Annotated in this window: 20 protein-coding genes; 9 read left to right on the top strand and 11 right to left on the bottom strand. The window is 67.0% G+C overall.

All coding sequences use genetic code 11. The features are described from left to right. Positions 1–158 precede the first annotated feature (158 nt). A complete protein-coding gene (locus IG171_RS05675) occupies positions 159–644 on the top strand; it encodes an Lrp/AsnC family transcriptional regulator (RefSeq protein ID WP_212130505.1) in 486 nt (161 codons plus the stop codon). Next, the gene (locus IG171_RS05670; protein WP_212130503.1) at positions 641–2032 is read left to right on the top strand and encodes an aspartate aminotransferase family protein; all 1392 of its coding nucleotides are present in this window, start codon (positions 641–643) and stop codon (positions 2030–2032) included. The genes IG171_RS05675 and IG171_RS05670 overlap by 4 nt, the downstream gene beginning before the upstream one ends. A gap of 62 nt (positions 2033–2094) precedes the next feature. Here the strand turns inward: IG171_RS05670 and IG171_RS05665 are convergent, their stop codons facing one another. Beyond that, complete coding sequence (locus IG171_RS05665) at positions 2095–3399, bottom strand: YibE/F family protein (protein ID WP_212130501.1); 1305 nt, start codon at positions 3397–3399, stop codon at positions 2095–2097. Positions 3400–3485: 86 nt separating this feature from the next. Then, positions 3486–4871: a glycine--tRNA ligase gene (locus IG171_RS05660; RefSeq protein ID WP_212131550.1), complete on the bottom strand. Its 1386-nt coding sequence runs from the start codon at positions 4869–4871 to the stop codon at positions 3486–3488. A gap of 359 nt (positions 4872–5230) precedes the next feature. On the opposite strand from IG171_RS05660, the gene IG171_RS05655 reads away from it, so the two are divergent. Then, positions 5231–7018 carry a DEAD/DEAH box helicase gene (locus tag IG171_RS05655; RefSeq protein ID WP_212130499.1) on the top strand — a complete coding sequence of 596 codons (1788 nt, stop codon included), beginning with the start codon at positions 5231–5233 and terminating at the stop codon, positions 7016–7018. A 97-nt stretch (positions 7019–7115) separates the two neighbouring features. Here IG171_RS05655 and IG171_RS05650 read toward each other — a convergent pair whose 3' ends face one another. The 4 genes from IG171_RS05650 to IG171_RS05635 form a co-directional block, all read right to left on the bottom strand. Further along, positions 7116–7892, bottom strand: coding sequence for an isoprenyl transferase (locus tag IG171_RS05650; RefSeq protein ID WP_212130496.1), 777 nt, complete (start codon positions 7890–7892; stop codon positions 7116–7118). After that, positions 7889–8617, bottom strand: a complete 729-nt coding sequence (gene recO / locus IG171_RS05645; RefSeq protein WP_212130494.1) for a DNA repair protein RecO — start codon at positions 8615–8617, stop codon at positions 7889–7891. Before recO ends, IG171_RS05650 begins: the two co-directional genes overlap by 4 nt. Positions 8618–8707: 90 nt before the next feature. Beyond that, complete coding sequence (leuA, locus tag IG171_RS05640; RefSeq protein WP_212130492.1) at positions 8708–10477, bottom strand: 2-isopropylmalate synthase; 1770 nt, start codon at positions 10475–10477, stop codon at positions 8708–8710. Positions 10478–10716: 239 nt separating this feature from the next. Continuing rightward, positions 10717–11970 (bottom strand): DUF6636 domain-containing protein, encoded by a 1254-nt coding sequence (locus IG171_RS05635; RefSeq protein ID WP_212130490.1) that lies wholly within the window; start codon positions 11968–11970, stop codon positions 10717–10719. A 60-nt stretch (positions 11971–12030) separates the two neighbouring features. Between IG171_RS05635 and IG171_RS05630 the strand changes: the two genes are divergently transcribed. Beyond that, complete coding sequence (locus IG171_RS05630; RefSeq protein WP_212130488.1) at positions 12031–12897, top strand: L,D-transpeptidase family protein; 867 nt, start codon at positions 12031–12033, stop codon at positions 12895–12897. A 5-nt stretch (positions 12898–12902) separates the two neighbouring features. Next, positions 12903–13469, top strand: coding sequence for a hypothetical protein (locus IG171_RS05625; RefSeq protein ID WP_212130486.1), 567 nt, complete (start codon positions 12903–12905; stop codon positions 13467–13469). 13 nt (positions 13470–13482) lie between these two features. On the opposite strand, the gene IG171_RS05620 is transcribed toward IG171_RS05625, so the two are convergent. Then, positions 13483–14166: an NAD(P)-dependent oxidoreductase gene (locus tag IG171_RS05620; protein ID WP_212130484.1), complete on the bottom strand. Its 684-nt coding sequence runs from the start codon at positions 14164–14166 to the stop codon at positions 13483–13485. 183 nt (positions 14167–14349) lie between these two features. On the opposite strand from IG171_RS05620, the gene IG171_RS05615 reads away from it, so the two are divergent. After that, a complete protein-coding gene (locus IG171_RS05615) occupies positions 14350–17109 on the top strand; it encodes a penicillin acylase family protein (protein WP_212130482.1) in 2760 nt (919 codons plus the stop codon). A 49-nt stretch (positions 17110–17158) separates the two neighbouring features. On the opposite strand, the gene IG171_RS05610 is transcribed toward IG171_RS05615, so the two are convergent. Then, entirely contained in the window at positions 17159–18358 is a 1200-nt protein-coding gene (locus tag IG171_RS05610) for an alpha/beta fold hydrolase (protein ID WP_212130480.1), read from the bottom strand. A 197-nt stretch (positions 18359–18555) separates the two neighbouring features. On the opposite strand from IG171_RS05610, the gene msrB reads away from it, so the two are divergent. Both msrB and IG171_RS05600 read left to right on the top strand, forming a co-directional pair. Then, positions 18556–19008 (top strand): peptide-methionine (R)-S-oxide reductase MsrB, encoded by a 453-nt coding sequence (gene msrB, locus IG171_RS05605; protein ID WP_212130478.1) that lies wholly within the window; start codon positions 18556–18558, stop codon positions 19006–19008. Beyond that, a complete protein-coding gene (locus tag IG171_RS05600; RefSeq protein ID WP_212130476.1) occupies positions 18995–19522 on the top strand; it encodes a GNAT family N-acetyltransferase in 528 nt (175 codons plus the stop codon). The genes msrB and IG171_RS05600 overlap by 14 nt, the downstream gene beginning before the upstream one ends. Before the next feature lie 56 nt (positions 19523–19578). Here the strand turns inward: IG171_RS05600 and IG171_RS05595 are convergent, their stop codons facing one another. Beyond that, a complete protein-coding gene (locus IG171_RS05595; RefSeq protein WP_249204102.1) occupies positions 19579–20082 on the bottom strand; it encodes a MarR family transcriptional regulator in 504 nt (167 codons plus the stop codon). 158 nt (positions 20083–20240) lie between these two features. Here IG171_RS05595 and IG171_RS05590 point away from each other — a divergent pair, with 158 nt between their 5' ends. Then, complete coding sequence (locus IG171_RS05590; protein WP_212130474.1) at positions 20241–20492, top strand: hypothetical protein; 252 nt, start codon at positions 20241–20243, stop codon at positions 20490–20492. A 145-nt stretch (positions 20493–20637) separates the two neighbouring features. On the opposite strand, the gene hemQ is transcribed toward IG171_RS05590, so the two are convergent. Both hemQ and hemG read right to left on the bottom strand, forming a co-directional pair. After that, positions 20638–21348 (bottom strand): hydrogen peroxide-dependent heme synthase, encoded by a 711-nt coding sequence (gene hemQ / locus IG171_RS05585; protein WP_212130472.1) that lies wholly within the window; start codon positions 21346–21348, stop codon positions 20638–20640. Between the two features lie 72 nt (positions 21349–21420). Further along, entirely contained in the window at positions 21421–22905 is a 1485-nt protein-coding gene (gene hemG / locus IG171_RS05580) for a protoporphyrinogen oxidase (RefSeq protein WP_212130470.1), read from the bottom strand. Between the last annotated feature and the right edge of the window lie 4 nt (positions 22906–22909).

Genomic DNA, 22909 nt, shown 5'->3' with positions numbered 1-22909 from the left:
ACGACTGATGAGACGCGTGTTGTCGGGCGTCGATTCGGCCCAAACTTACGAATCCAGAATGAACCTTTTCCACTTTCGACTGATTCCGCATGCACGACTACGCAAATCGATAGAATCGATGGTAGATTGGGCTGAGACGCACACCACGGAGGTGAAGAATGGACCAGTTCCTGCCCAATGGCAGCGGCACCCGCCTGGGCAACCTCGACGAGAAGTCCAAGGCGATCATCGTCGAGCTGCAGCACGACGGGCGGAAGTCGTATTCGGCCATCGGCAAGTCCGTGGGCCTGTCCGAGGCCGCTGTGCGTCAGCGAGTCTCGAGGCTCATCGATTCCGGCGTGATGGAGATCGTCGCCGTGACCGATCCCCTGAGTCTGGGCTTCGCCCGGCAGGCGATGGTGGGGCTGAAGGTCCGAGGCGACATCTCGGCCGTCGCCGATCGACTCCACGACTACGACGAGATCGACTACCTCGTCGTCACCGCTGGCTCGTTCGACCTCCTCGTCGAGATCGTCTGCGAATCGGATCGGCATCTGATCGAGTTCGTCAATGAAGAGCTTCGCTCGATCGACGCCGTCGTGGACACGGAGCTCTTCATGTACCTCTCACTGGAAAAGCAGAAATACAATTGGGGGACGCGATGACTGAAAATGTCACCAGGGCTGGCACTCCTTATCAGGAGGCCATCCGCAACAACGTGTGGATGCACATGTCACCACACCAGGCACTGTTCGACGGTGGTGAGGCGCCGGTCATCGTACGCGGCCAGGGCCACCACATCTTCGATGACAAGGGCAGGAAGTACATCGACGGCCTCGCCGGCCTGTTCACCGTTCAGGTCGGGCACGGTCGCGAGGAGATCGCGAAGGCGATGTACGACCAGACCCTCAAGCTTCCGTTCATGCCGCTGTGGTCCTACACCCACCCGCAGGCGATCGAGGTCTCTGAGCGGTTGGCCGACTATGCGCCGGGCGACCTCAACAGGGTCTTCCTCACCTCCGGAGGCGGGGACTCGGTCGAATCGGCGATGAAGCTGGCGAAGAACTACTTCAAGCTCGTCGGCAAGCCCGGCAAGCACAAGATCATCTCGCGGGCCACGGCTTACCACGGCACGCCGCACGGCGCGCTGTCGGTGACCTCGCTGCCGGGGCTGCGCGAGCAGTTCGCTCCCCTGGTCCCCGGTGCCCACAAGGTGCCGAACACGAACTTCTACCGGGCGCCGGACCACCTTGCCCATGATGAGAAGGCCTTCGGCCGCTGGGCCGCCGACCGCATCGGCGAGGCCATCGAGTTCGAGGGCGCCGATTCGGTGGCGGCCGTGTTCCTCGAACCCGTGCAGAACTCCGGCGGCTGCTTCCCGCCGCCTCCCGGCTACTTCGATCGGGTCCGCGAGATCTGCGACGAGCACGATGTGCTGCTGGTCTCCGACGAGACGATCTGCGCCTATGGCCGCGTCGGCGACATGTTCGCGTGCAACGACTTCGGCTATGTGCCCGACATCATCACCAGCGCCAAGGGCATCACCTCCGGGTATGCGCCCCTGGGTGCGATGATCGCCTCCGATCGCCTCTTCGAGCCGTTCGGACCCGGCGGCGACGAGACGTTCTACCACGGCTACACCTTCGGCGGACACCCTGTCTCCTGTGCCGCGGCGATGGCGAACTTCGACGTCTTCGAGGCCGAGAAGCTCAACGACCACGTGCATGAGAACGCTGCGGCGTTCAAGTACACGCTCGAGAAGCTCAAGGACCTGCCGATCGTCGGTGACGTCCGTGGTGAGGGTTTCTTCTACGGAATCGAACTCGTCAAGGACAAGGACACCAAGGAGTCGTTCACCGAGGAGGAGTCCGAGCGGATCCTCAAGGACTTCGTGTCCGCGAAGATGTACGAAGGCGGCCTGTACTGCCGTGCCGATGATCGCGGAGACCCGGTCATCCAGCTCTCGCCGCCGCTGACGGTGGGCCAGAGCGAATTCGACGAGATGGAGCAGATCATCCGCGGCGTCCTCACGGAGGCCTGGACGAAGCTCTGAGCCCTTCCGCGACCGACGGACACGGCGGCCCGGACACCCCCACACGAGGTGTCCGGGCCGCCTCACATTCGTTCGCGCAGCAGCGCCTCCCGACGGGTCGAGGGCCGACCACCCTCCCCACGCCGAACACCGTCCCCACCGGGGTCCGGTGCCGAAGCACTGCCCGAGCCGTTTCCGCTCCCGCTCTGTCGCGTCGGGCGCAGTCCCGACCTGACCACGAGCACGCCGAGGCCGGTCGTCAGCGGGATCGCCACGACCAGGCCGATGGAGCACACGAGGATGCTGACCACCTCGACGGACATGTCCCCGAGGGTGAGCGTGTCGAACAGGGACTGATCGTGTGCGGAGACGATGATCAGCGTCATCAGCGCCGAACCGACATACGCGAATGTGATCGTGTAGACGGTCGAGGCGATGTGGTCGCGGCCGATGCGCATCGCCCGGGAGAACAGCTGGCCCGGCTTCATCCGCGGCGCCGCCGCTGCCAGCTCCCACACGGCCGAGGCCTGCGTGATGGTGACGTCGTTGAGCACGCCGAGGCCGGTGATGAGGATTGCACAGACGATGATGTCGGTCATCGCCAGATCGGTCGTGTCGACGAGGAGGTAGCCGTCCTCCGAATAGGCGATGCCCAGATTCGCCCAGGAGGTCATCCAGGCCGCGAGGACACCTGTGATGACGATGCCGAGGACGGTGCCGAACAGCGCCGTCGATGTCCGGGTCGACACCCCATGGGCGAGATAGAGCGCGACGACCATGATCAGACTCGCCGAGACCATGGCCACCAGCAGCGGCGGCTTGCCGTCGAGCATGGCCGGAAGCATGAAGACGAAGAGAACGGCGCTGGCGAAGCCCAGGCCCAGAAGCGCCCGCAGACCGCGGAAGCCGGCGACGAGGAGGACGACGATCACGTAGATGATCGCCAGAGCCAGCATCGGCGCGTCCCGATCGAAGTCGATGAAGACGAAGTCGGTGCCCATCTCGGTCCGATCCGGTGAGTCGGTGAAGTCGAGGACCTTGACCGTGTCCCCGACGCCGATGCCGGCCTTGATGGCATCGGGCGTCACATACAGGCTGCCCTCTTCGCCATCGGCCTCGGCAGTGAAGGAGATGCAGTCGGCTCGGACCACCGGGTCCGACTCCCCCGCCTCGCACTCCGTGGCGTCGACGGCCGTGATTTCGGCCTCGGTGTCCGTGGTCCCTGCGGCCGCGTTGGTCGTCGGCCCGCCGCCGGGCAGTTCGGTCTCGGCCCCGTCCGGCCAGAGCAGGAGCAGTCCGGAGATCGTTGCCAGCACCAGCGGGATGAGGCAGGCGATCATGATCCGGCGAACCCTCGGCGAGGCCTTCGGCTCGGTGTGGAGCGTCATATGCATGGCGGACCTTCGTGCGGCTGGGCTGACCGATGGGATGGGCCCGGACAGTGGAGCCGCCTCCGCTGTCCGGGCCCGGCGGCTCAGGCTCCGGCGAGATGCTCGGCGAGGTAGTTCTCGACCTGGTCGATGCTCACCCGCTCCTGGCTCATGTCGTCGCGCTTGCGGATCGTGACCGCTTGGTCGTCGAGGGTGTCGAAGTCGACCGTGATGCACAGCGGGGTGCCGATCTCGTCCTGACGGCGGTAGCGGCGGCCGATGGCACCGGCGTCGTCGAAGTCGATGTTCCAGCGCTTGCGCAGACGCGCAGCGAGGTCCTTGGCGGCAGGCGAGAGCTTCTCGTTGCGACTCAGCGGCAGCACGGCGGCCTTGACCGGGGCCAGGCGCGGATCGAGCTTGAGCAGAACGCGCTTGTCCGTGCCGCCCTTCGTATTCGGGGCCTCGTCCTCGGTGTAGGCCTCGACGAGGAAGGCCATCATCGAACGGGTCAGCCCGAAGGAGGGTTCGATGACGTACGGGGTGTAGCGCTCTCCGCTGGCCTGGTCGAAGTACTGCAGCTTCGCTCCGGAGAGCTCGGTGTGGGTGCCCAGGTCGTAGTCGGTGCGGTTGGCCACGCCCATGAGTTCGCCCCATTCGGAGCCTTGGAAGCCGAAGCGGTATTCGATGTCGATGGTGCCCGAGGAGTAGTGGGCCCGTTCCTCGGCGGGCACGTCGAGACGGCGGACGTTGTCGGCCGAGATGCCGAGATCGAGGAACCAGTCCCAGCAGTCCTCGACCCACTGCTTGTAGTGGTCATCGGCTTCGTCGGGGCTGACGAAGTACTCGATCTCCATCTGCTCGAACTCACGGGTGCGGAAGATGAAGTTGCCCGGGGTGATCTCGTTGCGGAAGGCCTTGCCGATCTGGCCGATGCCGAACGGCGGCTTCTTCCGAGCCGCGGTGAGCACGTTGTTGAAGTTGACGAAGATGCCCTGTGCGGTCTCCGGACGCAGGTAGTGCAGCCCGGTCTCCGAGTCGACGGGGCCGAGGAAGGTCTTGACCAGGCCGGAGAACTCCTGGGGCTCGGTCCACTGGCCGCGGGTGCCGCAGTCAGGGCAGGCGATATCGGCCATGCCGTTGTCCGGGGCCTTCTTGTGCTTGGTCTCATAGGCCTCGAGCAGGTGGTCCTCGCGGTGGCGCTTGTGGCAGTTGAGGCATTCGACGAGCGGGTCGACGAAGGTCTCGACGTGGCCGGAGGCCTCCCAGACGCGCTTGGGCAGGATGATCGAGGAGTCGAGGCCGACGACGTCCTCACGACCGCGCACGAAGGTCTGCCACCACTGGGACTTGATGTTGTCCTTGAGCTCGACGCCCAATGGCCCGTAGTCCCATGCCGAGCGGGAACCGCCATAGATCTCTCCGGCTTGGAAGACGAATCCTCTGCGCTTGGCCAGGGCGATGACGGCATCCAACTTCGACTGTGCCACTATGTTCTCTCCTTGATTCAGTTCGCCCACGGCCGGCTGCCGTGGCTGCCAGGTACAAGCCTAACGGGTCGGTGAGGCGGGCCGACAACGACTGCCCCGACGGACGCGGGCGGATTCGGAGGCGACTGATCTCACACCCTCTGACCCTCTGCGCAACCGCCGGAGGCGGCCCACGGCGTGTAGACTTGTTTCCACACCCAAACCTTTCTCCGCACCGACGTTTTCGCGTCCGTCCAAGCGAGTTCTTGGACCTCTGCGGGTTCGGCCCGGATTGCTCGAGATGATTGCACAAGCGGCCGCAGGGTAGATCGCCATTTCAGTCATCTGCGATCAAGTGTGTGCCGACGTGAGAGAGATCACTCATGACCGATGTGTCCGCAACCGAACAGACGACCCCGAAATTCTCCGAACTGGGACTCCATCCGCTCGTGCTCAAGGCCGTCCAGGCTCAGGGCTATGAGACGCCGACCCCGATCCAGGCCGAGACGATCCCGACCCTGCTGTCGGGACGCGATGTCATCGGACTGGCGCAGACCGGAACCGGCAAGACCGCCGCGTTCGCGCTGCCGGCCCTGTCCGACCTCGCCGAGGCCGGTCGTGCCGAGAACGGTCCCTTCGCCCTCGTTCTGACCCCGACCCGCGAACTCGCGATCCAGGTCGCCGAGGCCTTCACCTCCTATGCCACCGAGCTGCCCGACTTCTCCGTGCTGCCGATCTACGGCGGGCAGGCCTATGGTCCGCAGCTGGCCGGTCTGCGCCGCGGCGCCCAGGTCGTCGTCGGCACTCCCGGACGTGTCATCGACCACCTCAAGCGGGGTTCGCTCAAGCTCGGCAGCCTCCAGCACCTCATCCTCGATGAGGCCGACGAGATGCTCAAGATGGGCTTCGCCGAGGACATCGAGGAGATCTTCAGCCAGGTCGGCGACAACCGGCAGGTGGCCCTGTTCTCGGCCACGATGCCGACGTCGATCCACCGGATCACCGGCAAGTACCTCGACGATCCGAAGGAAGTCCGGATCGCGGCGAAGTCGCAGACCGGGGCGAACATCCGCCAGCGCTACTTCATGGTCCAGCACTCGCACAAGCTCGACGCCCTGACCCGCATCCTCGAGGTCGAGGAATACGAGGGCATCATCATGTTCGTGCGCACGAAGCAGGCCACCGAGGAACTGGCGGAGAAGCTGCGGGCCCGCGGGTTCAAGACCGCAGCGATCAACGGCGACATCCCGCAGCAGGCGCGTGAACGCACGATCGACATGCTCCGCGACGGCAAGGTCGACATCCTCGTCGCCACCGATGTCGCCGCCCGCGGCCTCGATGTCGAACGCATCACGCTCGTGGTCAACTACGACATCCCGCACGACACCGAGTCCTATGTCCACCGCATCGGCCGGACCGGCCGCGCCGGCCGCTCGGGTGAGGCGATCCTCTTCGTCACCCCGCGCGAGCAGCGCATGCTCGGCTCCATCGAACGCGCCACGAAGCAGAAGGTCGAACCGCTGACCCTGCCCAGCGTCGAAGAGCTGACGAACACACGGGTGGAGAAGTTCACCACACGCATCGACGATGTGCTCGCGACCACCGAGCTGTCCGAACTCACCTCCGTCATCGAACAGTACGAGCTCTCCCGCGATGTGCCGGCCACGACCATCGCCGCGGCCCTGGCCTCGCTCGTGCTCGAATCGAACACGCTCAAGGCCGAACCGATGCCCGAGCCCACTCGCCGGCCCGGTCGGGACCGCGATGGCGGCCGCGACGGTGGCCGTCCGGGACGCGGCGGCCGCCGCGATGAGAACATGACGACCTACCGTCTGGCCGTGGGGCGCAATGAGCGTCTGCAGCCCGGCGCCGTCGTCGGTGCGATCGCGAACGAGGGCGGAATCACCTCCAAGCAGATCGGCCATATCGACATCCGCTCGAACCACACCCTCGTCGACCTGCCCAAGGACCTCGACCCGGCGGTGCTCAAGAAGCTCGCCCACACCGAGATCCAGGGACGGCCCATCGACATCCGCCCGGACTCGGGCCGTCCGGGACGTCCGTTCAAGAAGCGCAACTTCGACAAGCAGCCCGGCGACGGCCGCAACTTCCGGTCCGATCGCCGAGGTGGGAAGAAGTTCGGCGGCAACCGCTCCCGCGACCGCTACTGATCGGTTCGGTCGGTTCAGCCGCTGTTCCGACCGAACGATTCAGGACGGACACGCCCCCCCCCCCGCAGCGTCTTGCTGCGGGGGGGGCGTCGGCGGTTCAGGCCGAGGGCGTGTCGACGGCACCGCCGAAGCGCCGGTCGCGGCGGGCGTACTCTTCGATGGCCGCCCACAGGGTGCGGCGGTCGACATCGGGCCACAGCACGTCCTGGAAGACCATCTCGGCATAGGCGGACTGCCAGAGCAGGAAGTTCGAGGTCCGCTGCTCGCCGGACGAGCGCATGAACAGGTCGACGTCGGGCACACCGGGGGCGTAGAGGCGCGATCGCAGCGTCTTCTCCGTGACCTTGCCGGGTTTGAGCCTGCCCGCGGCGACCTCGGTGGTGATCTCATTGACCGCGTCGATGATCTCGGACCGGCCTCCGTAGTTGACGCAGAACTGAAGCGTCAGGCCCGTGTTGCCCTTGGTCATCTCGGCCGCGGTCTCGAGCTCATCGATGACCGACCGCCACAGACGGCCCCGGCGGCCGGACCACACGATGCGCACGCCGAGCGCATTGAGCTCGTCCCGGCGACGGCGGATGACATCGCGGTTGAACCCCATGAGGAAGCGCACCTCGTCGGGTGAGCGCTTCCAGTTCTCCGTCGAGAACGCGTACGCGGACAGATAGTCCACGCCCGCCTCGATGGCCCCGTGGATGACGTCGAGCAGGGACGCCTCGCCGGCCCTGTGCCCCTCGGTGCGCGGCAGACCCCGCTGATTGGCCCACCGACCGTTGCCGTCCATGACGATGGCGACGTGCCGGGGCACGAACTTCGCATCGATGCGCGGAGGCCGTGCTCCGCTGGGGTGGACGGGTGGGGCGGGGTAGTTCATGTGCTCTCCAGAACTCTCAGTGATCGGATATTGCGCTCGAGGTGCCAGGAGACCCAGTCGGTCACGAGCTTCGAGGCATCCATCTGGTCGTGCAGATCCGCGGACTCGGCGGTCTCCCAGTCTCCGGTCAGCAGCGCGGCCATGTGTTCGAGCGCGTCGGTGTCCGGCAGGGCCGCTCCCGAGGTGCGGCACTGCGTGCACACGGCTCCGCCGAGTCCGGCCGAGAAGGCCCGGTGCGGTCCGGGCCGACCGCACTGGGCGCAGTCGAGCAGGCTCGGTGCCCACCCGGCCACGGACATCGCCCGCAGCAGGTAGGCGTCCAAGGCCAGCCTCGGCGGGTGTTCGCGGTTGCACAGGGAGCGGATGGCGGAGACGAGGAGGAGGAAGTGGGTGCGCGAGACCGGTTCGGCCTCGGTGATGCGCGAGGCGGTCTCGGCCATCACCGAGGCGGCCGAGTAGACATCGTAGTCGCTGGCGATCCCGCGGGCGAAGGGTTCGATCAGCTCGACCTGGGTGACGATGTCGAGGCTGCGACCGACATGGCACTGCAGGTCGATGAGCATGAACGGTTCGAGACGGGAGCCGAAACGCGATTTCGTTCGGCGCACCCCCTTGGCGACCGCACGGATGAGCCCGTGGCTGCGAGTGAGCACGGAGACGATGCGGTCGGCTTCGCCGAGCTTGTGCCCTGAGAGCACGATGCCTTCATCCCGATAGTTGTGCACCCGCCCATTATCGCTCACGCGCGGCGGGGAATCATCCCCGCCGCGCCTGAAACTGCTGTGAGCTCGGCCCCTGATGAGCCCGGCGGCGCCTCAGGCCTGCCGCTGCGCCTCGCGATCGCGGGCGGCGCGGTTGACGGCCGAGACCACGGCCTTGAGCGAGGCCTTCGTGATGTTCGGGTGCAGTCCGGCGCCCCAGACGACACGGTCGGCCACGGCGAGTTCGACATAGGCGGCCGCCGTCGTGTCGGCGCCCGAGCCGATGGCGTGCTCGGTGTAGTCCTGGAGGCGGACGTCGACGTCGAAGTTCTCGATGAGGATCTTCACGAGTGCGTCGATCGGACCATTGCCGTGGCCTTCGTAGCTGCGTTCCTGACCGTCGACGATGAGGTCGACCTCGACGCGTTCGGACGGACGGCCCTCCGCCGACCCGGAGTCCGTGCGCAGCCCCACGATCTGGAACCGGCCCCAGGCCTTGTCGGGGTCATCGCTGGGCAGGTACTCGTGGTTGAAGATGCGGCGGATCTCCTCGGCGTTGACCTCGCCGCCGCCCTCGGTGTGCTGCTGGACGGCGCGGGAGAACTCGACCTGCATCCGGCGCGGCAGCTCGAGGCCGTACTCGCTCTTGAGCAGGTAGGTCACACCGCCCTTGCCGGACTGGGAGTTGACGCGGATGATCGCCTCGTAGGAGCGTCCGAGGTCCTTCGGATCCACGGGCAGGTAGGGCATGTCCCATTCCATCAGATCCACGGGCGTGCCCTGCGCGTTCGCCTTCTTCTCACGGTCGGCGAAGGCCTTGTTGATCGCGTCCTGGTGCGAACCGGAGAACGAGGTGAACACGAGGTCGCCGCCGTAGGGGTGACGTTCGTGGACGCCGATCTGGTTGCATTCGGTCACGGTGTGGATGACGTCGTCGATATCGGAGAAGTCGAGTTCGGGGTCGACGCCCTGCGTGTAGAGGTTGAGCGCGACCGTGACCAGGTCGAGGTTGCCGGTGCGCTCTCCGTTGCCGAACAGGCACCCTTCGATCCGGTCGGCGCCGGCCATCATGCCCAACTCCGCGGCCGCGACTCCGGTGCCCCGGTCATTGTGCGGGTGCAGGGATACGGCCACCTCGTCGCGGTAGGGCATATTGCGGCAGAACCATTCGATCTGGTCCGCATACGTGTTCGGGGTGCCGCGTTCGACGGTGGCGGGCAGGTTGACCACGGTCTCGCGCCCGGCTGCCGGCTGCCACATGTCGAGGACGGATCCGACGATGTCGAGGGCGAACTCCGGCTCGGTGTCGACGAAGATCTCCGGCGAGTACTGATAGCCGAAGTCCGAGTCGGACAGCAGCGTCTCCGCATGCTTCATCACCGCCTGCGTTCCCTGCAGAGCGATATCGCGGGTCTGGTCGAAGCCGTCGCCGTCGAAGCCGAAGACGATCTTGCGGAACACGGGCGCGGTCGCGTTGTAGAGGTGGACGGTCGGCATCTTCGCACCGACGAGGGATTCGACCGTGCGTTCGATGAGGTCCTCACGCGCCTGGGTGAGCACGGAGATGCGCACATCGTCGGGAATCGCGTCCTGTTCGATGATCTCGCGGACGAAGTCGAAGTCGACCTGGCTGGCGGCGGGGAAACCGACCTCGATCTCCTTGAACCCGAGACGCACGAGCAGATCGAACATCTTCCGCTTGCGGTCGGGGGTCATCGGATCGATCAGGGCCTGGTTGCCGTCTCGCAGATCGGTGCTCAGCCACCGAGGGGCCTGGCGGATGATCTGATCGGGCCAGGTGCGGTCGCGCATGTCGAGGGCGATGCGCTCCTGGAAGGACTTGTACTTGCTGAACGGCATCGGGGTGGGCTTCTGCAGTTTCATTGTTCCTCTATCTCGAGTTCGTACGCTTGACCAGCATAGGAAGACTCCGCGACGAGTGTGCTGTCCGATCAGGACTCGTCGCGGCAAGGAAGGAGGAGGAACCTGTGTGCCACGCTTTCACCGTAGACCGGTTGCCTCCGCCCGTCCCACATCCGTCCACATCATAAGACCGCCGAGGCGGCCGCGGCCCGTCCGTGCGCCCGTGTGTCAGCGGCGCCGCCCCGCTCGGCGGCGCCGCCTCACTTGAGGAAGTCGACCGAGGCCCGCCGGACGTTGAAGCCGATCCCGGACTCATCGGACTTGCACTCCATGCCCTCTTCCGACGAGGTGCAGGTCATTCCCGCCGCGGAGATCGAATCCCCGTAGCCGAGCACACGGGCCGGCCCCTCGGACTCGGGGGCCTCGAGGCAGGAGAATCCAGCTCCCTCGTCATTGGCCACGACGATGGAGCCCCAGTCGTCGAGGCGGCAGTCGTCGGGCTTCTCCGGCGGCGAGTAGTCGTAGTCGTTGATCACGCAGCGGGCGCGTTCGGAGTCGATCGTGCACGAGATGTTGCCCGAAGGAGAGGTGAAGACCTCCTCGGCCACGGGCGGTGAGGAGCTGTCAGACGCCGATGGCTGCGGATCGGTCTGACCGGTCGTGGGCTGATCGCTCGGCGGAGCGATCACCTCATCGGTGCCCTGGGTCGAGTCCCAGACGATGTAGCCGACGATGCCGAGGGCCAGCACGAGCGCGATGGACGCGAGCACCCACAGCCAGGCGGGGACCTTCTTCGTCTCGGGCTGCCGACCGTACGGGCCGCCCGGTCCTGTCGGCCCACCGGGCCCGGCCGGCCCACCCGGACCGCCGGGGCCTGACGCTCCGTAGGCGGGCCCGGCGGCCGGGGCGGCCGCATAAGCGGGTCCGAAGGCCGGCGGCTGACCGCCCGAGCCGGTCTCGGGCTGGACCGGGCCGGCTCCGGGGTGGCCCAGGGAATGGCCGCCCTGGGAGTGGAGAGCGCCGGCGGGTGCGGGCGCGCCGGCCGAGCGCATCGGCTCGGGGTGGGCCTCCGTTTCTCCCGCGGCTCCGAACTCGGGCCCCCATGGGGTCGGATTCGGGTGGGCGGGCCCGGGTTCATCCGTGTCCGGCCGCGCTGGGGAGGCTCCCTGCGGATTCCACTGCTTGGGGGCCGAAGCGGCCTCGGCAGCGGCGATGTCGTCGGAGTTCGCTTTCCGGGGTGCCGCCGGCAGACCGCCGGTCTCGTATCCATCGGCGGCCGCCAGCCGGCGCAGTTCCTCGAGGCTGAGCACCTCGGTGGCCTGGGTGCCGTCGGAGTCGACCATCGACTGCAGCCGCTGCAGCTCCTCGGGAGTCAGTGCTTGGGTGGAGCCGTCTGCGGCCGCGGACCCGTCCTGGCCGATGAACAACTGGGTTGTAATCGACTCCGGAGACTCCTCGGCCGGTTTCCGACGCCCTGGGCGCGGAGGATGGTTCGGCACGGGTGGAATGCTCATGGAGTCATTTTCGCACAGTCATTGCCCGGCGATTCTCAAGCTTCGTGAGAGGATGGGCTCATGTCCAGTGGAGTTCATCGGCGCCTCGGCCTGCCCGTGCTCGTCGTCCTCGCTCTGACGCTGACCGCCTGCGGCGCCGATGCCGACGGCGGCGACGCTGACTCCGCACAGGCCGATTCCACGACCCTGGCCGCCCCCGCGCAGCAGACGAGCATCGGCGATCTGGCCGCGCCGGCACAGTCCGCCCCGGCAGGGTCGTCACCAGCCGGGCCCGACGACGATGCCGCCTCGGACACAGGGCCGACCGCCTCCGAGTCCGAGACCGCCGGACCGGCTCATTCGGTCCCGGTGCCGGGACTGAAGCAGGAGTATGCCGATCAGATCCCGCAGGAGACCTCACAGGTCCTCGTCGCCACCTCCCCCGATGCGAAGTCCGAGGAGTCGACGCTGAGCTTCTACCGGTTCGAGGACGAGGAGTGGACGAAGCTCAAGACCTTCTCGACCCACAACGGCAGCAACGGGTGGCTCAAGGACCGGCACGAGGGCGACAGGACGACCCCCATCGGGGTGTTCACACTCAGCGACGCCGGCGGGTACAGACCCGATCCCGGCACCGAGCTGCCCTACACCCAGGACGACCATCTGCCCTCCTCGGCGACGGTGGCCTACGGACCGGACTATGCCTCGGTGTTCGACTACATCATCGCCATCGACTACAACCGCGTCCCCGGGAATCCGCCCACGGACACGACCCGACCATTGGGGTGGGACAAGGGCGGCGGCATCTGGCTCCACCTCGACCACGATTCGGGCACCAACGGCTGTGTGACCCTGGAGGAATCCGATCTCAAGTGGCTCCTGCGCACCATCGACCCCGATGCCCACCCGCGCATCGCCATGGGTCCGGAAGACGAACTGAAGAAGTGAGCAGGATGCGTCCCCTCATCATCTCCCTCGTCCAGTCGATCAACGGCTCCTTCGCCCAGGACGGGTGGTCGACCGGGGTCTCGACGGACACGGACTTCCGCCACTTCCTGGCCCTGCGCCGCCGCGCCTCCGCCCTCGTCATCGACCGTCCCACCGCCCTCAACCGCCAGCTGCCCGTCATCAACGCCCCCGGCAAGGCGCTCGAGCACACACCCGTGCATGTGCTCACCGAATCGGATCCTGCCCCACTGGCCGCGCAGCTGTCCGAGCTCGGGGTCGACTACCGGGCCACGCGGTTCACCCCCGAATCCGTCGCCGAGGTGATCGCATCGCTGGACACGCGCGCGGACACCTCTGCCGGTGAGGAGCTCATCGTCTGCGAGTCGGGGCCTCATCTCGGGTTCCGGCTGCTCGAGTCCTATCCGGGTGCCGAACTGCAGCTGAGCGTCAGCCCGCGCTACATCCACACGGCCACGAGCCATTTCTGTCAGCTGCGCACCGAGATCGAGCTGCGCCTGATCGAGACGCGGGCCGAGGACGATCAGGTCTTCCTCCGCTACCGCAGGGCCTGACGGTCCCGCCCTCTCAGGCCTGCGGGCCGATCTCGGTGCACACGTCGAAGCGTTCGGGCGAGAGCAGGATCGATTCCACCGCTTCGGCCACCTCGGCGAGGGCGATCGTCTCCACTCCCCCGGTGAGATCATTTCGCCCATCGCCGGCGACGGGCGCCATGATCCGCATCTCCCGGAAGTCGACCGTCGTCGCTTCGGCGGCCGCGACGCGGATGAGCATCGACTGTCCCGCCCCGAACACGCTGATCGCTCCGGACCCGGGCAGCGCCTGACGGCTGGCGACGCCGTTGAGAGCCAGATGGGCCACATTGCCGGTGACCGCCGCAGCCCGGGAGCGGGACTCGGCCAGTCGTTGGGAGATCGTGCAGGCGGTGAAGTGTCCGCGCAGATAGCTGTCGAAGTCCTCGTCGAACTTGTCCAGACCGCGGTCGAGCAGCCGCCGGTCGATGAACCATCCGCCGATCGCGGCGATGACAGCGTCGACGGGCTCGGCATCGACGGCGGATCCGTCGTGGCCGGTGAGCGCCGCGAGCACCTGGTCCGGATCGTCCACCCAGTCGGGGACCACCAGCGGTGTGAAAGGAGTCGCTGATTCGGGTCGTCGGCGCACGACGCCGGTGATGCGGTGGTTCGGGCTCAGCCGTCCGGCCAGCCCGGTCCCGACATGACCGGAGGCACCGAAGAGGAGGATGTGCATGATGCGAGTCTAAGTCCGATGGCAGATCGGAGTCATCGACAGCACCGGCCCTCGAGCCCACGCTTGCGGTCTCCGAGCGAATCTCCCGCATCACCGAGGCCGACCCGCAGGACCGGACCCCCGATGACATGGGCCGACACTGATACTGTGAGCTGAAGGATTTTGGACGGCCGAAGGAGACTCATGGCGGCACCCGATGCGCAGGATGAGAAGGAATCGAGCGCATTGCTCAGGGTGTTCCGCCCTTCGAGCGGCTCTCACCTGTCCGTGAGCGCACGCGTGCTCCTGCGAGTCCTCGCCGGAGTCCTCGCCCTCGTCCTCGTCCTCGCACTCATCGGCGTCTTCCTCGTCCGCAGGTCATTTCCCACCACCGACGGTGAGATCTCGCTGCCGGACCTCGATGCCCCAGTCACCGTCCACCGCGACGAGTCCGGTGTTCCCACCATCGAGGCCGAGACCGCCCATGATCTCTTCCTCGCTCAGGGTTTCGTCCACGCTCAGGACCGGTTCTGGGAGATGGACTTCCGACGCCATGTGACCTCCGGGCGCCTGTCCGAACTGTTCGGCGAGTCCCAGCTGGGCACCGACACCTTCATCCGCACACTGGGGTGGAGGAAGGTCGCCGAGCAGGAGGTCGAGCAGCTGGACGAGACGACCCTCGGCTATTACCGAGCCTATGCGGACGGGGTCAACGCCTACCTCGACGACAAGTCCCCCACCGAGGTGTCCCTCGAGTACGCCGTGCTCGGTCTCCAATCGGGGGAGACCGAGATCGAGAAGTGGACTCCCGTCGACAGCGTGTCCTGGCTCAAGGCCATGGCCTGGGACCTGCGATCGAACCTCGAGGACGAGATCGACCGCGCCATCCTGACCTCGGAACTCGACGAGGAGCAGGTCGCCGATCTCTTCCCCGACTACCCCTATGACACCCGCCCGACGATCCTCGGCGGAATCGCCGGACACGAGGCCGCGAAGAGCCGCGGCGATGCCGCCGAAGATCCCGGAGCAGGAGAAGGCCCGGGCGGACAGCCCGGACAGCCCGGCCGGACCGGTCAGCCCGGCCGGACCGGTCAGCCCGGCCGGACCGGTCAGCAGACCGACGACGAGGCTCGGGCCGGCGGGGAGGCCCGGGTCGGCGTGGAGGTCACCGAAGCGTCGAGCCAGGCCGATGACCTCATCGATCTCAAGACCAAGGTGGCCTCGCTGCCGGACCTGCTGGGGATGAGCAGCGATGATATCGGCTCGAACTCGTGGGTCATCTCCGGTGAGCACACGAAGACGGGTTCACCGCTTCTGGCCAACGACCCGCATCTGTCGCCGACGATGCCCTCGGTCTGGTACCAGGTCGGGCTGCGCTGCAAGAAGGTCACCGACGAGTGCCCGTTCGATGTCACCGGCTTCTCCTTCTCCGGGCTGCCGGGCATCGTCATCGGCCACAACCAGTCGATCGCCTGGGGGCTGACGAACCTCGGTGCCGATGTCACCGACCTCGTGGTCGAAAGGATCCGCGACGGGCAGGTCGTCCACGACGACGGCGACGAACCCGTCCGGGAACGCAAGGAGACGGTCGAGGTCGCCGGCGGCGAACCCCGGGAGATCACCATCCGGTCCACCCGCCACGGGCCGCTGGTGTCCAAACTCGGCGAGGACTACCGTCGAGTCCTCGACGCCTCCACCGGTGCGGACACGGCTGACCCGAAGTCCGGACCGGCCGATGAGCAGTACGGTCTCGCTCTCGACTGGACCGCACTGCGACCGGGCAGCACCGCCTCGGCGGTGTTCGCGATCAACCGCGCGTCGAACTGGGAGGAGTTCCGTGATGCGGCCTCCCGGTTCGACGTTCCCTCCCAGAACCTCATCTATGCCGACGTGGCGGGCAATATCGGCTACCAGGCACCGGGGATGATCCCCCGCCGGGGCGACGCCGACGGATCCCTGCCGCGCCGCGGTTGGAAGTCCGATGAGGACTGGCAGGGCTGGATCGACTTCGATGACCTGCCGAGCCTGTACAACCCCGACCGCGGTTGGATCGTCACGGCGAACAATCCCGTCGCCGCCCCCGGAGAATCGGTGGCCCTGAGCAAGGACTTCGACTACGGGGACCGGGCCAGGCGCATCACCAAACGCATCAAGGACGCCGTCGGCGAGGGCAGAGAGCTCACCGCCGCGGACATGTCGGCGATCCAGGGAGATGACCTCAACCCGTTCGCTTCGAAGCTCGTGCCCGCGGCGATCGAGATCGATGACGGGGACGACCCCGATATCGCCAGGGCGCAGAAGATGCTCTCCGAATGGAACGGCCACGACGCCGCCAGCAGCGCCGCCGCGGCCTACTTCAATGTGCTCACGAAGACGCTGCTCGACCAGACCATCGCTTCGAAGGTGCCCGATGCCGTGGCCCCGACCGGCGGTTCGCGCTGGTACCTCGTGCTGTCGAACCTGCTCGAGGACGAGGACTCGCAGTGGTGGTCCGGCCAGGGTGCGGACAACCGCGACGAAGCGCTGCGCACGGCCATGAAGACGGCCTGGACGACGACCGAGGACCTGCTGGGTCCGGAACCGGTGACGTGGCGGTGGGGAATCCTGCACAGGCTGACGATCCGCAACGCCAGCTTCGGCGAGTCCGGGATCACCCCGGTCGAGAAGCTGTTCAACCGCGGCCCCTACGAGGTCTCGGGAGGATCGGGAGTCGTCCACGCCACCGGCTGGGACGCCTCGGTCGGCTATGAGACGAACTGGGTGCCGTCGATGCGTCAGATCGTCGACCTGTCGAATTTCGACGCCTCGAGCTGGATCAATCTCACCGGCGCCTCGGGCCACGCCTACCATGAGCACTACGACGATCAGACGAATGATTGGGCCTCGAACGTCAACCGTCCCTGGCCGTACTCGCCGCAGGCGGTGCAAGCGGCGGCCGAGGACACGCTCACGCTCGAACCCTGAGGGGGCTTCGCGAACCCCGTCCCAGGCGCTTGTCGAGCCCTCAGCCGGTTCAGGACTTCGGCAGGATCTTCGCCTCGAGGAAGTTCGCGACATCGTCTTCCCAGCGCACCGGGTCGATGTTCCACTCCTTCGTGTGGTGTGCCCTGCTGTAGTCGGGCATCGTCACGAGGTCCCGCCGAACCGAGGCCAGGGCGTGCGAGGGCCCGGAGGGCACGAACTCGTCGTCATCGGAGTGGATGAGCAGCACGGGCACGTCGAGCTCGGCCGCCCGTGTCACCCAGTCCATGCGGTCGAGGTCGAGCGGGGTCTGCAGACCGGTGATCGGCCGCGCCCAGGGCTGGGTGATCATCTCCAGCGTCAGCTTGGCGATCGGAGTCGGCAGCAGGTTCTTCTTCGCCTGCCCGTCGAGCACGTTGACCCAGTCGACGACGGGTCCGTCGAGGACCAGGGCGGTGACGCGGCGACGGTTGCGGCCCCGCGAGGCCGCCTGCAGGGCGATCGCTCCGCCCATGGACCAGCCGAAGAGGACGACGTTCTTCGCACCCTTCGACACGGCGTAGTCGATGGCGGCGTCGACGTCGATCCATTCGGTGTCGCCGAGTCCGTAGCGGGAGGTGGGCTCGACGCGGACCTCGGCGTCGTTGCGATAGGACATGGCGATGGCGGGCACGCCGAGGGTGTTGAGGACGGGAGCCGCACGCAGGCCTTCGGCCCGTGTGCTCGCCCGACCGTGGATGAGGATCGCCCACGTCTCATGCGGTTCGGGATGGTCGCTGGGAAGCAGCCAGGCGGGCAGGGCGCCGGCGTCGGAGCGGATCTCGATCTCCTCGCAATTCACTCCGGCGGCCAGAGGGTCGGGGAAGACGATTCCGGTCCAGCGTCCGCGCCAGGCACGACGGATGTCGCCGCGGGTCACGGAGCGGATCTCGCGAGAGACCGTGCGCGACCGGGGATCGTATTCGACGATGTCTCCGATCACCGCATGACCGGCACCCTGGTTGAAGTAGAGGCCGTAGGTTCCGGGAACCGTCGTTTCCTCATCGGCAGGCAGGTGGATGCGCATATTCGGCGGGAACCCGTCGATGTGCAGAATGTCGAGTTCTTCGGGCGCATTCTCCGGGACCACTATCCGACGGGCGAAGTAGGCGGCCAGTCCCGAGGACGCCACAGAGATCAATGCACCGAGCCCGGCACCGATGCCCACAGCGGCCACCAGCAAGCGGGCGGGGAATTTCGTCTCGCGGACCATGAAAACCTCCTGCGTTCATTGTTGCCTAAGGAATGTGCAGGAACCAAACGCTGTTGTCTCCTCTGAAGGCGCGCACACGCGACCCGACGTCGCCGGCGGAAGCGCTTCCGCCGGCTCGAAGATCAGTGGGATGATGGACTCCACGCGTGGGCTCGCACCCGAGACCTGACAGACATCGACGCACACCGGAGGTCACGATGACACAGAACACGAACGCAGCCGCCCCTGCCGAGGCGGGCCGCACGAAGGCAGACGGTGAGGAGATCTGCTGGCAGGACGTGCTCAGCCCCGAGGAGTACGCGGTGCTGCGGCAGGGCGCGACCGAACGGCCGTTCAGCGGTGAGTACAACACCGAGACCGCGGCCGGGATGTACCAGTGCCGAGCCTGCGGCGCCGACCTCTTCCCCTCGGACACGAAGTTCGCCTCGCACTGCGGATGGCCGTCGTTCTACGCGCCCCTGGCCGAGGACCGCGTCCGCTACATCCGTGACACGACGATGGGCATGGAGCGCATCGAGGTCCGGTGCGCCAACTGCGATTCCCATATGGGCCATGTCTTCGAAGGTGAGGGATACGACACTCCCACCGATCAGCGCTACTGCATCAACTCGATCTCGCTGAAGCTCAACACCGCAGATGCTCAGGGCTGAGGCGCCCGCCGAACCGATCGTGCGGACCTTCTGCGCACTTCGGCCGGAAGAGCTCTACGGCATCATGCAGCTGCGTTCGCAGGTCTTCGTCGTCGAGCAGGACTGCCTGTTCCTCGATCCCGACGGCATCGACACCCTGCCCGAGACACTGCATGTGTTCCATCCGCGGCCGCCGCAGGCGATAGCCGACACCCACGGAGCCGAGTTCGGTCGCGATCTCGGCCCCTGGGCCTACGCCCGCATCCTGCCCGCCGACGTCCCCGACGGCCCGGCCGCACGACCGGGAGCCCGCAGCATCAGCCGAGTCGTCACCCACCCCGAGGCCCGTGGCCAGGGGTGGGGCCGCAGACTGCTGGCGGACATCGTCGAGCGCTTCTCCGATCAGCCCCTGACGCTCAACGCGCAGTCACATCTCGAGGGTCTCTACACCGTGTTCGGGTTCGCTGCCAACGGCCCGCGCTTCTTCGAGGACGGGATCGAACACACCCCGATGCACCGCCCGGCCGGGAGCTGAGCGCCCGGATGGGCTCCCGCCGCAGCTTCCGCCCGGGCGCCGGCTGGGCGCTCCCCTCAGCTCGCCTCGGCCTCGGCGGCGTCGACGTTGGCGATGATCTGCTGCATCACCGCGTGCAGCTGCCTGACCCCGTCCACGTCCATACCGAGCTTGTCTATCATCTGCCCGGGAATCTTTTCGGCGGCCCTGCGCAGCTGCACCCCGGTGTTCGTGAGCGTGACCTCGACGATCCGCTCATCGCGTTCACTGCGCGTCTTCGTCACATAGTCCAGCGTCTCGAGGCGTTTGACCAGCGGCGAGACGGTCGCGGGTTCGAGCCGCAGCAGCCGTGCGATCTCCCGCACCGTGAGCTTCTCGTGCTGCCAGAGTGTGAGCATGACCAGATACTGCGGATGAGTCAGGTGGATCGGTTCGAGCACCGACCGGTAGGCGCCGATCACCCCGCGTGAGGCCACGGCCAGAGCGAAGCAGATCTGGCTCTCCAGCGCCAAGGGATCGCTCAGCTGCTGCGTCGAACCATCGGTCTCGGGCATCGTCTCCCCTTCGTCCCTCTTCGTCATCCGTCCCTCTTCGTCACTGGGCCTGTGCTCGCGATGGCACATGATCGGGACCTTCGTCGGCAACTCATTCGTGCCCTAATGATTAGGGTACACTGTTTATACATTGTCACCTTGTCCGTCCGCCCGCACAAGCGGTGCCAGTTCGATAGGTTCCACTGATGACCTCCTCCTCGCAGACGCCCTCCCACGGCTCCGAGCACCAGCCGCGCCGACAGCCTGACTCCCAGCGCGGAGTCGGCTGGCTCAACAACTTCTTCCGCAAGATCGTCGGTCCCGCCCAGGTCGACAACACCCGCCCGGGAGGCTATTACGAAGACGAGAGCCTCCGCCACGAGCAGCTGGCCGCCATGGGCCTGGAGATGCGCACCGACGCCAACGGCCATTCCTATGTGGTGAAGAAGACCGACTGAGCTCCTTCTGCACACGGATCAGCCGCCGCACCTGCCCGGTGCGGCGGCTGATCTGTGTCTCCGCCCGGACGGCGGCAGGAGGCGATGTCCTGCCACCGCCGGCGGACGACCCTGCGCCGGGAAGTTCACTTCCCGGCGCGGCCGGTCACCTCCAGTCGGAGATGATATCGACGAGCTCCCGGCGCGGACCGGTGTAGAACGGAATCTCCTCACGCACATGCAGCCGTGCCTCGACAGCGCGCAGATCGCGCATGAGGTCGACGATGCGGTGCAGGGCCGGAGCTTCGAAGGCCAGCAGCCATTCGTAGTCGCCGAGGGCGAAGGAGGCGATCGTGTTCGCCTTGACATCCTTGTAGTCGGCGGCGGCCATGCCGTGGTCACGCAGCATCTTGGCACGATCGGCCGAATCGAGCAGATACCAATCGTAGGAGCGCACGAACGGGTAGACGCAGATGTAGTCGCCGGGAACGTCGTCGACCAGCAGCGCCGGCAGATGGGCCTTGTTGAACTCGGCCGGCCGGTGGATGCCAACGACGGACCAGACGGGCTCGAGGAGTCCGCCGAGCAGGCTGCGGCGGATGACCGAATAGGCCGCCTGCACGACCTCGACCGTGGGCGCGTGGTACCAGAACAGGACATCGGCGTCGGCGCGCAGGGCGGAGACATCGTAGATGCCGCGGACGACGAGTCCCTGTTCCTTCAACGGCTCCAGGGCCGACAGCAGCTCATCGGCGAGTTCGGTGCGGTCGGCATCGCCGAGTTCACCGGCCGTGGCATAGACGGAATAGGCGATGTACCGCGTCTGTTTGTTCGCTTCCTCGATCTGGGCTTCGGTGGGCTGAGTGTGATCGCTCATTCGAACTCCTTCTGTGTTCTCTTCTTCTGTGTCGGTCTGTTGGCGCACTGCGTTCGTCTCGGCCGTCAGGGGTCAGTCGCCTGCGCCGGACGCGCAGGGCCCGTCCCCAAGCGCTCGCAGCCTCGTCGCGACCGCTTCGGCACGGGAGATGCAGGCCGGGATCCCGACCCCGTCGAAGGCCGATCCTGCCAGTTCGAGTCCGTCGACTGCGGCGATGGACGCATCGACCGCGGCGATCCGTGAGCCGTGGCCGGGCGTGTACTGCGGCAGCGCGGAGTCCCAGCGCTGGACGTCGGCGGCGAGGATCCGTGCGCTCGGCCGGGACGTGATCGCGCGCCAGTCGGCGAAGGCCCGGTCGATGATCTCCTCGTCCGAGGCGGCCGGCCAGCCGGCGGGATCGTCGCCGAAGCGTCCGATGCTCATCCTCACCAGCGCGGTGCCCGGTCGGATGTGCGCCCTCGTCCACGGCCACTTGTTCGACACGAACGTCGAGGCCTTGATGAAGGTGCCCTCGCTCGCGGGGACGAGGAAACCCGAACCCTGCAGCTCGGTCCCGCCCTGGTCGACGAGAGCGGCGACCAGGGCGGTCGACGCGTAGGGGACGTCGGCGAGGATCGACGCCGCCTCCGGGGCCGCCTCGGCGAGGAGACGGGCGGTCACATGAGCGGGGGTGGCCACGACGAGTCCGTCGGATTCGAGGGCGAAGCCGTCCCCGTTCACCGTCCAGGTCCGATCGTGCCGCTGGATCCCGGTGACACCGGCGCCGAGGCGGATCGTCCCGCCGCCGGCTTCGATCGCCTCGCACAGGGCCGGGATGAGTCGGTTGATCCCGCCTTCGAAGCTCATGAACACCGGCTCGGCCGACGTACTGCCGGACGATCCGGTCCCGGATCCGGACGATCCGGTCCCGGATCCGGATGATCCGGTGGCCGGTGCGGCGGTTCGGGCCTGACGTGCGGCGAGGAGTTCGGCCACGAGCTCGAGCACCGAGGTGCCCTCGACGGCCGCGGGCAGGAGCGCGGGCACGGCCTGAGCCAGCGACAGGTCCCGGCACCGTCCCGCATAGACCCCGCCCAGCAGCGGGTCGACGAGCGAATCGACGATGGCCGCACCGAGGCGATCGGCCAGGAAGTCCCCGAGCGAAACGTCGTCTCCGTCGATCGGGGGCGTGATGGTCTCGGCCGCCAAACGCTGTGCGGCCTCGGACCCGATGAGCGATTCCACCTCGGCGGCCTCGGCGGGAACGCCCATGATCGTGCGCTTCGGGATCGGGTGCAGCGCTCCCCCGTTGAGCACCTGCGAGCTGTGCGCGGTCGAGGGGAACACCGCCTCGAGGCCGAGTTCGGCCGCCAGTCCTCTGGTCTCGGGGCGACGGTTGAGGCTCGCCTCGGCGCCGGTGTCGAGACCGATGGGCACAGCCCCGCCGAGGGTGGTCTGCTTGAGGCATCCGCCCGGGCGGGTGCCGGCCTCGAGCACGGTCACGCGGTGGTCGGCGGAGAGGCGATAGGCGGCGACGAGACCGGAGAGCCCTGCCCCGATGACGGTGATCTCGCTCATCGGA

The organism is Brevibacterium sp. SMBL_HHYL_HB1, from assembly GCF_018208375.1.
In the GTDB taxonomy this organism is placed as follows: Bacteria; Actinomycetota; Actinomycetes; order Actinomycetales; family Brevibacteriaceae; genus Brevibacterium; species Brevibacterium intestinavium.
The sequence above is the reverse complement of the archived record's forward strand: the minus strand, read 5'-3'. Positions and strand labels throughout refer to the sequence as shown.